The 13,790-nt window shown below is 72.0% G+C and carries 9 protein-coding genes; 7 read left to right on the plus strand and 2 right to left on the minus strand.

Annotated elements, in window-relative coordinates; all coding sequences use genetic code 11:
• Positions 1-5 precede the first annotated feature (5 nt).
• A complete protein-coding gene (locus tag BLT82_RS33770; RefSeq protein WP_093661890.1) occupies positions 6-1,388 on the minus strand; it encodes an FAD-binding oxidoreductase in 1,383 nt (460 codons plus the stop codon).
• An 87-nt stretch (positions 1,389-1,475) separates the two neighbouring features.
• Complete coding sequence (locus BLT82_RS33775; RefSeq protein ID WP_093661892.1) at positions 1,476-3,278, minus strand: glycoside hydrolase family 15 protein; 1,803 nt, start codon at positions 3,276-3,278, stop codon at positions 1,476-1,478.
• 482 nt (positions 3,279-3,760) lie between these two features.
• On the opposite strand from BLT82_RS33775, the gene BLT82_RS33780 reads away from it, so the two are divergent.
• The 7 genes from BLT82_RS33780 (at position 3,761) to BLT82_RS38365 (ending at position 13,772) form a co-directional block, all read left to right on the plus strand.
• Positions 3,761-5,446 carry a CTP synthase gene (locus BLT82_RS33780; protein WP_093661894.1) on the plus strand — a complete coding sequence of 562 codons (1,686 nt, stop codon included), beginning with the start codon at positions 3,761-3,763 and terminating at the stop codon, positions 5,444-5,446.
• A 78-nt stretch (positions 5,447-5,524) separates the two neighbouring features.
• On the plus strand, positions 5,525-6,151 hold the full coding sequence (locus tag BLT82_RS33785; protein WP_093661896.1) for an NUDIX domain-containing protein: 627 nt from the start codon (positions 5,525-5,527) through the stop codon (positions 6,149-6,151).
• Positions 6,152-6,419: 268 nt separating this feature from the next.
• The gene (locus tag BLT82_RS33790) at positions 6,420-8,519 is read left to right on the plus strand and encodes a tetratricopeptide repeat protein (protein ID WP_093661898.1); all 2,100 of its coding nucleotides are present in this window, start codon (positions 6,420-6,422) and stop codon (positions 8,517-8,519) included.
• Between the two features lie 161 nt (positions 8,520-8,680).
• Entirely contained in the window at positions 8,681-9,796 is a 1,116-nt protein-coding gene (gene ald, locus BLT82_RS33795; protein WP_093661998.1) for an alanine dehydrogenase, read from the plus strand.
• A gap of 408 nt (positions 9,797-10,204) precedes the next feature.
• Complete coding sequence (locus BLT82_RS33800; RefSeq protein WP_404205731.1) at positions 10,205-11,350, plus strand: ParA family protein; 1,146 nt, start codon at positions 10,205-10,207, stop codon at positions 11,348-11,350.
• Complete coding sequence (locus BLT82_RS33805) at positions 11,347-11,922, plus strand: hypothetical protein (protein WP_093661902.1); 576 nt, start codon at positions 11,347-11,349, stop codon at positions 11,920-11,922. The genes BLT82_RS33800 and BLT82_RS33805 overlap by 4 nt, the downstream gene beginning before the upstream one ends.
• 272 nt (positions 11,923-12,194) lie before the next feature.
• Positions 12,195-13,772 (plus strand): segregation/condensation protein A, encoded by a 1,578-nt coding sequence (locus tag BLT82_RS38365; RefSeq protein ID WP_244529861.1) that lies wholly within the window; start codon positions 12,195-12,197, stop codon positions 13,770-13,772.
• Positions 13,773-13,790 lie beyond the last annotated feature (18 nt).

A 13,790-nucleotide genomic window follows, 5' to 3' on the forward strand; every position in this document is an offset into this window, starting at 1 on the left:
AACTGTCAGTCCGGCTTGATGTTGTGGTTGCGGCGGAACACGTTGTCGGGGTCGTACGCCGCCTTGACGGCGGCGAGCCGCCGGTAGTTCTCGGCACCGAATCCGGCCACCACCCGCTCCCGGCCCTCGTCGCCGATGAAGTTCAGGTACACCTGCCCGATGGACCAGGGCATCACGTCGGCCCGCGCGTCGTGGACCCAGCGCCGGCCGCGCTCGTCGTCCGCCGGGTCCTCCCAGATGCCGAAGGGGTGCAGGACCCACTCCGCGGTGCGCCACGGCAGCGGCCAGCCCGGGTCGCCGCGGCTCATCGCCCCGCCCATCGGGAACAGGATGTGCTGGGAGTTCGACGGCACGATCATGCTGTCGGTGCGGGCGCAGAAGACGTCCACGGCCGGATCGGGAAGGGCCGTGAGGTACTCGGCGGACCAGTAGTTCCGCAGGCCGGGCGGGTCGTCGATCATGCACTGGAGCTCGGCGTACGGGAGCTCCATGAGGACCTCGGCCTCATGGCCGAGGCCGAGCAGCGGGGCCGCGGCCTTGCGCAGTTCAGGCTCCGTACCGGCGTAGGTCACCAGCGCCAGGGCCACTGCCCGCCCGACCAGGTGCTCGGGCATGAAGTCCTCGGGAGGGCCCGTGAGGCAGATGAAGCCTCCGCCCATCCCGTCGGGGGCGGACTCCAGCAGATCCCGGTACACCGGGAGCACCTCGGCACCCCGTGCCGCGGGGAAGAACAGGAACGCGACGGACATGGCGGGCAGCGGATGCAGTCGCAGCGTCAGCGACGTGGCCACGCCGAAGTTCCCGCCGCCGCCGTGCAGGGCCCAGAACAGCTCCGGGTTCTCCTCCTCGCTGGCGTGTACCTCGGCGCCGTCGGCCGTGACCAGGTCCACGGCCACGAGGTTGTCGCAGGCGAGGCCGAACTTCCGCTCCAGCCAGCCCGATCCGCCGCCGAGCGTGAAGCCGCCCAGCCCGGTGGTGGAGGCCCGTCCGCCCGTGGTCGCCAGTGAGTACGGCTGGGTGGCCCGGTCCAGGTCGCTCATGGTGGCTCCGCCGCCGACCCGGGCGGTGCGGGCGTCCGGGTCCACCGCGACCGCGTGCATCCGCCGCAGATCGATCACGAGCCCGCCGTCGGTGGTGGCGGCCCCCGCGACGCCGTGGCCCCCGCCGCGGACGGCGAGCTCCAGGTCGTGGTCCCGGCCGAACCGGATCGCCGTGGCGACGTCGGCGGCCGACTCGCACTGGACGATCACCGAAGGCCGCCGGTCGATCATCGCGTTGAAGAGCGCCCGGGCCTCGTCGTATCCGGCGTCGTCCGGGGTGATGGCCTCACCGGCCAGGGAGTCGCGGAGTCCCGTCAGGGCCGGCTCCGCGAACGGTTGGGGCGCCATGATGCCCCCTTCCGGGGCGCGAGCAGGACCTCTTCATCGTAGGTACGAGCGGTCCCGCCGCGCACATCCGCGGAAGGGGGTGGGGCGTCAGCCGCCGTAAGCGCCGGACGCGGTGAGCCGCAGCGCCGTGTCGATCAGCGGGACATGGCTGAACGCCTGCGGGAAGTTGCCCACCTGACGCTGGAGCCGGGGGTCCCACTCCTCGGCGAGCAGCCCGAGGTCGTTCCGCAGCGACAGCAGCTTCTCGAACAGCCGACGTGCCTCGTCCACGCGCCCGATCATCGCCAGGTCGTCCGCGAGCCAGAACGAGCAGGCGAGGAACGCGCCCTCGTCGCCCTCGAGCCCGTCGACGCCGGCCTCGTCGCCCGCCGTCGGGTAGCGCAGCACGAAGCCGTCCGGGGTGGACAGCTCCCGCTGGATCGCCTCGATCGTGCCGATGACGCGCTTGTCGTCCGGCGGCAGGAAGCCCATCTGCGGGATGAGCAGCAGCGAGGCGTCGAGTTCCTTGGAGCCGTAGGACTGCGTGAAGGTGTTGCGCTCCTTGTCGTAACCCTTCTCGCAGACGTCGCGGTGGATCTCGTCGCGCAGCTCGCGCCAGCGCTCCAGCGGGCCGTCGGCGTCGCCGGACTCGATCAGCTTGATCGTGCGGTCGACGGCGACCCACGCCATCACCTTGGAGTGCACGAAGTGCCGGCGCGGACCGCGGACCTCCCAGATGCCCTCGTCGGGCTGGTCCCAGTGGTCCTCCAGGTACCGGATCAGCCTCAGCTGGAGCACCGAGGCGTAGTCGTTGCGCGACAGACCCGTCATATGGGCCAGGTGCAGGGCCTCGGTGACCTCTCCGTACACGTCCAGCTGGAGCTGGTTCGCCGCGCCGTTGCCGACCCGTACCGGCGCCGAGCCCTCGTAACCGGGCAGCCAGTCCAGCTCCGCCTCGCCGAGCTCCCGCTCGCCCGCGATGCCGTACATGATCTGCAGGTTCTCCGGATCGCCGGCGACGGCGCGCAGCAGCCACTCGCGCCAGGCCCTGGCCTCCTCCCGGTATCCGGTGCGCAGCAGCGAGGAGAGGGTGATGGCGGCGTCGCGCAGCCAGGTGTAGCGGTAGTCCCAGTTCCGCACGCCCCCGATCTCCTCGGGCAGCGAGGTGGTGGGGGCGGCGACGATGCCGCCGGTGGGGGCGTACGTCAGGGCCTTCAGCGTGATCAGCGAGCGGACCACCGACTCCCGGTAGGGGCCGTGGTACGTACAGTGCTCGACCCAGTCGCGCCAGAACTCCTCCGTCGCCTCCAGCGACCCCTCGGGGTCGGGCAGCGCGGGCGGCTGGTGGTGGGACGGCTGCCAGCTGATGGTGAAGGCGAGCCGGTCGCCGGGTGAGACCGTGAAGTCGGAGTACGTGGTCAGGTCCTGGCCGTAGGTCTCGGCGGGGGTGTCCAGCCACACCGAGTCGGGGCCCGCGACGGCGACCGTGCGGTTGTCCACCTTGTGGACCCAGGGCACGACCCGGCCGTAGCTGAACCGCATCCGCAGGGCCGACCGCATCGGCACGCGCCCGCTGATGCCCTCCACGATCCGGATCAGCTGGGGCGCGCCGTCACGGGGCGGCATGAAATCCGTCACGCGGACCGTGCCGCGTGGCGTGTCCCACTCCGACTCCAGGATCAGGGAGTCGCCCCGGTAGCGGCGGCGGCTGGCCGCGGGCGGCTCGGTGTCCGCCGGGTACGCCGGCCCGAGACGCCAGAATCCGTGCTCCTCGGTGCCGAGGAGACCTGCGAAGACGGCATGCGAATCGAAGCGGGGGAGGCACAGCCAGTCGACTGTGCCGTCCCGGCAGACCAGGGCAGCGGTCTGCATGTCTCCGATGAGTGCGTAGTCCTCGATGCGCCCGGCCACGTGGATCTCCAGTCGAACGGCCACGTCCGCCCAGCGTGGCACTTACTGCGGTCAAGGGGTCAATCGGTCGATGACGAGCTCGCTCCGGGAGGGGTGTTCCCGCCCAGGCGAAACTGTGAGGGGAAGGGCGGGGGTGGTGCCGTTCACCGGCCTCGCTCGGCAGCGATATTCCGAATCAAGTGTCCGAGCAGGATACGACGCACCCCGGTGATCCGCGCGATGCTCTGGACAATGCATCGCGGCCGAACGGGTGAGCGCCTGGTGAACCCCGGTGGAGCCCGCTGAAGGCCATCATGCCCTGTGTGGCCGGAAGCAGTCTCCCCCGGGCGCTGATACCCTGGTAGCCCGTGGACCGGTGGTGCCCCCGCTAGGGATGGCGGCCCCCGAACCGCAGCGACGGCTCCCCAGGTGATCCCCGGATGTTCCCTGTGGGGCGCCGTTACGCACGACCACCTCGCGACCACGGGAGCCCCGTCTTGGCCATGCCGGCTCGATCCTCGACATCTACGACGACCAAGCACATCTTCGTCACCGGGGGTGTCGCCTCCTCCCTCGGCAAGGGCCTGACCGCCTCCAGCCTGGGGGCGCTCCTCAAGGCGCGGGGACTGCGGGTCACCATGCAGAAGCTCGACCCGTACCTGAACGTGGACCCGGGGACGATGAACCCGTTCCAGCACGGTGAGGTGTTCGTCACCAACGACGGCGCCGAGACCGACCTGGACATCGGTCACTACGAGCGCTTCCTCGACGTGGACCTCGACGGTTCCGCGAACGTCACCACCGGCCAGGTCTACTCGACCGTGATCGCCAAGGAGCGTCGCGGCGAGTACCTCGGCGACACGGTCCAGGTGATCCCGCACATCACCAACGAGATCAAGCACCGCATCCGCCGCATGGCCACGGACGACGTCGACGTCGTCATCACCGAGGTCGGCGGCACGGTCGGCGACATCGAGTCGCTGCCGTTCCTGGAGACCGTCCGCCAGGTCCGCCACGAGGTGGGCCGGGACAACGTCTTCGTCGTGCACATCTCGCTGCTGCCGTACATCGGGCCGTCCGGGGAGCTGAAGACCAAGCCGACCCAGCACTCGGTCGCCGCGCTCCGGAACATCGGTATCCAGCCGGACGCGATCGTGCTGCGCGCCGACCGTGAGGTCCCCACCGCCATCAAGCGCAAGATCTCGCTGATGTGCGACGTCGACGAGGCGGCCGTGGTCGCGGCCATGGACGCCAAGTCGATCTACGACATCCCGAAGGTGCTGCACACCGAGGGCCTGGACGCCTACGTCGTGCGCAAGCTCGACCTGCCGTTCCGCGACGTCGACTGGACGGTCTGGGACGACCTGCTGGACCGAGTGCACAATCCCGACCATGAGGTCAGTGTCGCGCTCGTCGGCAAGTACATCGACCTGCCGGACGCCTATCTGTCCGTGACCGAGGCCATGCGCGCCGGCGGCTTCGCGAACAAGGCCCGGGTCACGGTGAAGTGGGTCACCTCCGACGACTGCCGCACGCCCGCCGGCGCGCAGAAGCAGCTCGGCGACGTCGACGCGATCCTGATCCCGGGCGGTTTCGGCGAGCGCGGTGTCGACGGCAAGGTCGGCGCGATCCAGTACGCCCGCGAGAACAAGATCCCGCTGCTCGGCCTCTGCCTCGGCCTGCAGTGCATCGTGATCGAGGCCGCGCGCAACCTGGCCGAGATCCCCGACGCCAACTCCACGGAGTTCGACGCCGGCACCGCGCACCCCGTCATCTCGACGATGGAGGAGCAGCTGGCGTACGTGGAGGGCGCGGGCGACCTCGGCGGAACGATGCGCCTCGGTCTCTACCCGGCGAAGCTCGCCGAGGGCTCCATCGTCCGCGAGGTCTACGCCGACGAGCCGTACGTGGAGGAGCGCCACCGCCACCGCTACGAGGTGAACAACGCCTACCGCGCGGAACTGGAGAAGAAGGCGGGCATCGTCTTCTCCGGAACCTCTCCGGACAACAAGCTCGTCGAGTACGTCGAGTACCCGCGCGAGGTGCACCCGTACCTGGTCGCGACCCAGGCCCACCCGGAGCTCCGCTCCCGCCCGACCCGTCCGCACCCGCTCTTCGCGGGCCTGGTGAAGGCGGCCGTCGAGCGGAAGACCGCGGCGCAGGGCGCAGGGCACAAGACGGGCAAGTAAGGCAAAGGCATTACGGTGGGCCGGGGCGCGGGACGGGAGAGGTTCCGCGCCCCGGTTCCGGCGTTTGGGAGGACGCACATGACCATCAAGGACACCCACGAGGAGTGGCGGGTCACCGCGACCGCCACACCGTTCAGGGGCAACAAGACGAGTGTCCGCACCGACGACGTGGTCATGCCCGACGGCTCGGTCGCGCGCCGCGACTACCAGGTGCACCCGGGGTCGGTGGCGGTGCTCGCGCTCGACGGGGACGACCGGGTCCTGGTGCTGCGCCAGTACCGGCACCCCGTGCGGCAGAAGCTCTGGGAGATCCCCGCCGGACTCCTCGACGTCCCCGGGGAGAACCCGCTGACCGCGGCACAGCGCGAGCTGTACGAGGAAGCGCACGTCAAGGCCGTCGACTGGCGGGTCCTCGCGGACGTCTACACCACACCCGGCGGCTGCGACGAGGCCGTAAGGATCTTCCTGGCCCGCGATCTGTCCGAGGCGGAGGGCGAGCGCTTCCAGGTCTCCGAGGAGGAGGCCGACATGGAGCTGGCCCGCGTCCCGCTCCAGGACCTGGTGCGCGGCGTGCTCGCCGGCGATCTGCACAACAACTGCCTGGTTGTCGGCGTCCTCTCGCTCACCGCGGCCCTCGCGGGCGGCGGCCTGGACTCCCTCCGCCCGGCCGAGGCACCCTGGCCGGCCCGCCCGTTCGAGGCCTGAGAACCGTCATGGGCGGCGCTCCCCGCCGGGAGCGCCGCCCGAGGCGCCGGCTCGCGGAGAACCGGACCCCGGTGCGTCGCGGCGCCCGCGTCGCGCGGCCCCGCGCCAGGGTGGTGTGACGATCCGCTCATCCGATCGAGGGATACTCCCGCCGTGTGCCGCCGCGCTCTCCCCGATTCGGCGAGATGCCTGAATTACGCTCGGAGCGCCCGCCCGGGCACCCGGCGTGGGCTCGGCTCGTACGGTGGCGGACTGGGGAGCGTGGCCAGTGACGGATCAGGCGGTGGACTTCGAGGAACCCTCGTCCGAGAGCCGCCCGTCGCAGGCAGGGCCCGTGTCCGAGGAGCGGCCCCGTCATGGGACCGTTGGCCCTGTGGGTGGGCAATTCATCGGGCGTCAGCGGGAATTGAAGGCGCTGCGGGCCGACATCGAACGGGCCGGTCTCGACACGATCTCCGGGCGCAAGGCACCTCGCGCCCGGGTGCTGCTCGTCGCCGGGCGGCCCGGCTCGGGGCGGACCGCGCTCGCCGCGGAACTGACGCGCCGCCTGGCGGACGAGTACCCGGACGGGGCGCTGTGGGCCAGGCTCACCGAGCCCGGCGGCGAACCCGTTCCCGGCGACCGTGCCGCCCGCGGGCTGCTGGAGGCCCTGGGTGTCGGCGCACCGGCCGGGGCCGACGAGGACCTGCTCACCGAGATGGTTCGCGAGGCCCTCGCGGTGCGGCGGTGCGTGCTCGTTCTGGACGACGCGGCCGACGCGGAACAGGTGGCCCCGCTCCTGCCGGACAACCCCGAATGCCTGGTCGTCGCCGTCTCCCAGGGACCGCTCACCGGGATTCCCGACGTGCGGCCGTGCACCATCGGCGGCATGGACGCCAAGTCGGCCATCGAGCTGCTGAGCCGTTTCACCGGATCGGTGCGGGTCACCGTCGACCCCCAGGCGGCCGAATCGCTGGTCGAGCAGTGCGGCGGACAGCCCGCCGCGATGATGCTGGTCGGCGGCTGGCTCGCGGCCCGCCCCAAGGCATCGGTCGCCGACGCGACCAAGCAGTTGCGGGGGCTGCCCGACGACCCGGAGGCGCCGGTCGGCGCCCGGCCGCTGGCACGGGCCTTCCGGCTCGTCCACGATTCGCTCCCGCAGTCCGCCGCGCGGCTGCTGCGGCTGCTCGCCCTCGCCCCGGCCGGGCGGGTGGACGCGCACATCGCGTCCGCCCTGTCCGGCTGCTCGGTCTCGGCTGCCGGCTCGACCCTGGAGGACTTCGCCGCGCTCGGGCTGCTGCACTCCGCAGGGGGCGCGGAGCAGCCGGCCGAGCCGGTGGGGAGCGAGCAGTACGAGGTGCCCGGCTGCCTCGCCCCGCTGCTGCACGCACTGGTGACCGAGGAGGAGCGCCCCGCCGAGGTGCAGCTCGCCCGGGCCCGCATGCTGGAGCGGACCGTCCGGCTGCTGCAGTCCTGCCGCGCCGTCACCGAACCCGAGGGCTCCACGGCCCGCAAGAAGCTCGCGGGGCTGCCGCGCGCCCTGCGCTTCTCCAGTGCCGGGGCCGCCGGGGCCTGGCTGGACGCGCGCCGGCCCGCGCTGCTCGCGGCCGCCCGGATCGCGGTGGCCGACGGTGAGCTGGACACCCTCGCCCGGCGGCTGATCGCCGCGCTCGTCCGGGCCCTGGTCGCCCATCGCGGCACCGGGGCGGCCGCGCCCGAGCTCTACGGACTCCACCGGCTCGTCCTGGACGTGGCCGTACGCCGTGATCTCCACCGGGAGCAGGCCGCCGCGCTGCTGAACCTCGCCGACCTGGATGCGCAGACAGGACGGACGCAGGACGCATTGGTGCGATATCGGGCGGCGCTGGACGCCGGGCGCCGAGGGAACGACCCGTACGCCCTGGCCCGGGCGATGGAATCCGTAGGCGGTGCCTACCAGGAGCTCGGTGACTGGGAGCGGGCGGCGGACTGGTACGGGCGGGCCCTCTCCCAGCGCCTCGCCCGCGGCGAGCGGGCCGACGAGGCCAGGCTGTACGGGCGGCTGGGCGGTGTGCACACCTACGCCGGGCGGTACGGGGAGGCGCTGCGCAACTGGCGCGCGGCCGCGGCCGGATTCCGGCGCCTCGGCGATCTGCCCGGTCATGCGCGGGCGTTGAGCGAGGCGGCCCGCGTCCAGGAGTACGCGGGGCGCCCGGAGGAGTCGCTGCGCACCTGCGAGGAGGCCGTGGCCTGGGCGCGCCGGGCCGGGGACGTGCGGCTCCAGGCCGCGCTCCGGCTGCGGCTGGCCGACACGCTGGAGCGGCTCGGCGACGCCGCGGCTGCCGGACTGCATCGTTCCGCCGCCGAGCGACTGCTGGGAGGCGACGTTTCCGGCCTGCGAAATCCGTAGTGTTCTCGTCAGAGAAATTTGCTTTGCAAGGCTAGACAGCTGGAAGTCCTTCATTAGACTGGCTCTGCCGGGTGTCGCCCCGGTCCATCCGATACGCCCGGCGTATCCGGGTAAGTATGGAATTGCACCAGAATCCCCCTGAGCCAAGGACCGTGATCGACGTGAAGGTCGGCATCCCCCGCGAGGTCAAGAACAACGAGTTCCGGGTGGCCATCACCCCTGCCGGTGTGCACGAGCTCGTGCGCAACGGCCACCAGGTCTTCATCGAGGCGAACGCCGGTGTCGGCTCCTCGATCACGGACGAGGAGTTCGTCGCCGCGGGCGGGCAGATCCTGCCCACCGCCGACGAGGTCTGGGCCACCGCCGACATGGTGCTCAAGGTCAAGGAGCCCATCGCGGAGGAGTACCACCGCATGCGCAAGGACCAGGTGCTCTTCACCTACCTGCACCTTGCCGCCTCCAAGGAGTGCACGGACGCCCTGATCGAGTCCGGCACCACCGCCATCGCCTACGAGACGGTCGAGCTCCCCAACCGCTCCCTGCCGCTCCTCGCCCCGATGTCCGAGGTCGCCGGACGGCTGGCCCCGCAGGTCGGCGCCTACCACCTGATGCGCCCGGCCGGCGGCCGCGGCGTGCTGCCGGGAGGCGTCCCGGGCGTGACCCCGGCCAAGGCCGTCGTCATCGGCGGCGGTGTCTCCGGCTGGAACGCCACGCAGATCGCCATCGGCATGGGCTTCGAGGTGACGCTGCTGGACCGCGACATCAACAAGCTGCGCGAGGCCGACAAGATCTTCGGTACGAAGGTCAAGGCCGTCATGTCCAACTCCTTCGAGCTGGAGAAGGCCGTCCTCGACGCCGACCTCGTCATCGGTGCGGTGCTGATCCCCGGCGCCAAGGCCCCGAAGCTGGTCACCAACGAGCTCGTGTCCCGGATGAAGCCGGGAAGTGTCCTTGTCGACATTGCGATCGACCAGGGCGGCTGCTTCGAGGACTCCCGTCCGACGACGCATGCCGAGCCGACGTTCCGGGTCCACAACTCGGTCTTCTACTGCGTCGCCAACATGCCCGGCGCGGTGCCGAACACCTCCACCAATGCGCTCACCAACGCCACGCTCCCGTACGTCGTGTCGCTGGCGAACAACGGCTGGGTCGAGGCGCTCCGCCGTGACCCCGCGCTGGCCAGGGGCCTCAACGTCCATGAGGGCCAGGTCGTTTACCGCGAGGTCGCCGAGGCGCACGGCCTCGAGACCGTCGAGCTGAACACGCTGCTCGGCTGACGCGCGACGCCAACCGACCGCCCCGTCAACCGGGGTCGTCAACATCACGTATCCGGCCGGACCTTGAGGAGCAAGGTCCGGCCGGACGTGTGTCCGGCCGGCACGGCCCGCTCGCTCAACTCGCCTTGAACGTAACCCTTCAACCGATTCGCACACCCGCGAAAGGCGCGGAACGGCTGCTGTGCACCCTTGACAGCGGGGTGTTCGGTTGCCGACACATCGGGCCGGGTCCGGCGGATTGTGTTGCTGCGGAGCGGTGACACGCCATAGAGTCGCCAACCGTCGGCATGGTGCCACGCTGACCTATCGATAAGTTTCCTGGTCACGTCCAAGGAGGTAAGACGACTTGTGAATGAGTCGACATTTTCTCCCGGGGGCGGCCAACCAGGAATGCTCCCGGTGCGCCCCATGGGCGTGGAGGTACCCCCGACGCCGGGCCAGGCGGCCCCGTCCGGGTTCGAAGCTGTCGGCTCCGTCGCTGTCCGTACCTTCGCGACTCACCAGCACATGACGACGACAGCCCACACGATGAAGATGATGGACGGCCAACACGTGAACGCCATGGCCGGCAACGAGAGTGGCCGAGAGTCCACCCACTTCGCCGACTACGACGAGGTGCCCGAGGGGCACTTCTACGACCCTGACGCCGAGTACGAGCCCGATCCGGAGTACGCGGCCACGCTCGCGCCCGACGCGGCCCGCCAGCGCCGTGAGCGCATCGGCCCGACCGGGCGCCCGCTGCCGTACTTCCCGATCCCCGGCCCGCTCACCGACCACGGCCCCGCGAAGATCATCGCGATGTGCAACCAGAAGGGCGGCGTCGGCAAGACGACGTCGACCATCAACCTGGGTGCGGCGCTCGCGGAGTACGGACGCCGGGTGCTGCTCGTCGACTTCGACCCGCAGGGCGCCCTGTCGGTCGGTCTCGGCGTGAACCCGATGGAGCTCGACCTCACCGTCTACAACCTGCTCATGGAGCGGGGCATGTCCGCGGACGAGGTCCTGCTGAAGACGGCCGTGCCCAACATGGACCTGCTGCCGAGCAACATCGACCTGTCGGCGGCCGAGGTGCAGCTCGTGAGCGAGGTCGCGCGCGAGTCCACGCTCCAGCGCGCCCTGAAGCCGCTGATGCAGGACTACGACTACATCGTGATCGACTGCCAGCCGTCGCTGGGCCTGCTGACGGTGAACGCCCTGACGGCGGCTCACAAGGTCATCGTGCCGCTGGAATGCGAGTTCTTCGCGCTGCGCGGCGTCGCCCTGCTCACCGAGACGATCGAGAAGGTCCAGGAGCGGCTCAACCCCGACCTGGAGCTCGACGGCATCCTCGCCACGATGTACGACTCGCGCACGGTGCACAGCCGCGAGGTGCTGGCGCGGGTGGTCGAGGCGTTCGACGACCACGTCTACCACACGGTCATCGGGCGCACGGTGCGCTTCCCGGAGACGACGGTCGCCGGTGAGCCCATCACGACGTACGCGTCCAACTCCGTCGGCGCCGCCGCCTATCGCCAGCTCGCCAGGGAGGTGCTCGCCCGGTGTCACGCCGAGTGAGTCTGCCCGGAGCCGACGAGCTGTTCCGTACGACCGGGGGCATGGGGCTGCAGTCCTCGTCCCCGAGGCGGGGCCAGGCGGGGGCGAACGGCGAGGCGCGGGTTCCGGCGCCGGCCGGTGAGAGCGATCCGGTGGAGTCGCCTCCGGCCGCGCCGCAGACCCCGCAGCCGGCGCCCGGAGCGGGCGCTCCGGCGGCCTCGGAGGAGCACTCCTCGGCCGGGGACGCGGAGGCCGCGGAGCCGCGGAGCCGCGGGGCGGACGGCGACCAGCCGGCCGCGGCGGCGCAGGCCGCGCCGAAGGGACGCCGTCCGCAGGAGTCCGCTCAGCGCCGCCGGGGACGCGCGCCGGGCCGCCGGCCCAGCGGCCGGGAACGGCACGACGAGAAGATCACGGTCTATGTCTCGGCCGAGGAACTGATGGACCTCGAGCACGCGCGGCTGGTGCTGCGCGGCGAGCACGGTCTGGCCGTGGACCGCGGGCGCATCGTCCGCGAAGCGGTGGCCGTCGTCCTGGCGGACCTGGAGTCCCGGGGCGACGCGAGCATCCTGGTGCGGCGCCTGCGCGGTCGCTGACGGGGTAGCCTGCGCGCGACCTTCCTTCCGCTCCCTGGACCACGATGCCGCCGAACGACCCCGCCCCCCACCGGCCTCCGGCCCGCCCGCCCCGTCGCACCCTTGGCCGCGGCCCGGGTACGGCACCCGCGCCTTCGGCGGACCCGGCACCGGAACCCGGCGTCGCCCACGAGCGGCCCACGGGGGCCGAGACGGACCCCGGGGTCCCCGGCGCCGGTCCGGGCCGCGCAGAGGGCCCTGGAGGGGCGTCCTCCGGCCAGGGACGGACCCAGGTGGACCCTCACGGCGGCGTGGTCGGCGACGACGGGACCGGGACGGTGCCCTCCGCGCCGTCCGCGCCGTCCGCGCCCTCCGCGCGCGAGCAGGACCGGGAGCCCGGGCCCGTGCCTCGGGACTCCTCCACCGCCTCGGCCGAGGAGACGGCGCCCGATCCCGCTCCGGTTCCGTCTTCCGCCGCGGCGGCCGATCCCGTGCCCGCCCCCGGGCCCGTTCCCGAGGACGCTGCCGTCGAGCCGGCGGCTTCGGAGGCGACCGATGCGGCCGGTGCCCTCTCGACGGGCCCCGCTGCCGCCGAGAACGCGCCCGGTGGCGCGAGGACGGCGCCCGCGCCGGGTGGGCGGGCGTCCGAGAACGATCCCGTCGACGGGCGGGCCGGCGGGGGAGTGGCCGCCGAGCCCGCGGCGCCGGCCCCGGAGCGCGCCGCCCGGGTCTCCGTGCCCGGCCCCGGCCGGGCGGGAGACGGCCCGGCCGCCGCCGGCGAACCCGGTACCCGCACCTCCGCACTCGACCGGGCGCGGGCCGGGGCCGACAGCGCGGCCGGCCTCCCCGCAGATCTCGAAGGCCCCGCGGGCGGACACCGCCCGGACGCGGGTCTGCCCCTCGCCGCCGTGCCGGCGCCGGGATCCGGGACCGGCGGGCCCGTGGCCGTCCCCGCGGACGCCTCCCACGACACCGCCGCCCCCGACACCGCCACCACTGACGCCGTCCCCGCGGACGCCTCCCCCGACACCGCCACCGCGCAGGCGGCGGAGGACGGCGCGGAGCCCGTCGACGACGGGCGGTTCAAGGTGCGGCTCGCGAACTTCGAGGGACCGTTCGACCTGCTGCTGCAGCTGATCTCGAAGCACAAGCTCGATGTCACCGAGGTCGCCCTCTCCAAGGTCACCGACGAGTTCATGGCGTACATCCGCGCCATGGGGCCCGACTGGGACCTCGACCAGACCACCGAGTTCCTCGTGGTCGCCGCGACCCTGCTGGATCTCAAGGCCGCCCGGCTGCTGCCGGCCGCCGAGGTCGAGGACGAGGCGGATCTCGCACTGCTGGAGGCGCGGGACCTGCTGTTCGCCCGGCTGCTCCAGTACCGGGCGTACAAGCAGGTCGCCGAGATCTTCGGCAACAGGCTCCTGGAGGAGTCCCGGCGGTACCCCCGCACCGTCGGGCTGGAGGACCACCACGCCGAGCTGCTTCCCGACGTCGTCATCAGCATCGGCGCGGAGGGCTTCGCCAGGCTCGCGGTCAAGGCGATGCAGCCGAAGCCGAAGCCGCAGGTGTACGTGGACCACATCCACGCGCCGCTCGTGAGCGTGCGCGAGCAGGCCGAGGTCGTCGTGGGTCTGCTGCGCGAGCGCGGAAGGGCGAGCTTCCGCGAGCTGACCGACGGCGTCACGGACACCCTCACCGTGGTCGCCCGTTTCCTCGCCCTGCTGGAGCTCTATCGTGAGAAGGCCGTCGTCCTGGACCAGGAGGACGCCCTGGGGGAGCTCGTGATCACCTGGGCCGGTGGCGAGGCCGACGCCCACGTCACCGACGAGTTCGACCGGACTCCCGAGAGCTTGGAGGAGAAGGCGTGAGCAACGACCTCGTGCGGC

It is taken from the genome of Streptomyces wuyuanensis (assembly GCF_900103455.1).
Taxonomy (GTDB): Bacteria; Actinomycetota; Actinomycetes; order Streptomycetales; family Streptomycetaceae; genus Streptomyces; species Streptomyces wuyuanensis.